Below are 241 nucleotides of genomic sequence, written 5' to 3'. Positions count from 1 at the left end.
GGTCCGAACCTTATTTTTATTACGTTGCCGAATATATTTAATTCTATGGCAGGAGGCAGAATTTGGGGAAGTATCTTTTTCCTCTGTATGCTTTTTGCGGCGGCGTCAACGATTATTGCGGTATTTGAAAATATCATTTCATTTGCGATGGATCTGACCGGATGCTCGAGAGGCAAGGCAGTGGCAGTGAATCTGGTTGTGATTATCCTGCTTTCACTTCCATGTGTGTTTGGATTTAACC

Annotated in this window: 1 pseudogene; it reads left to right on the top strand. The window is 42.3% G+C overall.

The annotated features are described in order from the left end of the window. Positions 1-45: 45 nt before the first annotated feature. Positions 46-241, top strand: a pseudogene (locus NE668_RS10010) (sodium-dependent transporter); the annotation flags it as partial.

This window comes from Veillonella parvula (genome assembly GCF_024461875.1).
In the GTDB taxonomy this organism is placed as follows: domain Bacteria; phylum Bacillota; class Negativicutes; order Veillonellales; family Veillonellaceae; genus Veillonella; species Veillonella parvula_I.
This window is presented reverse-complemented; position numbering and strand designations above follow the sequence as displayed.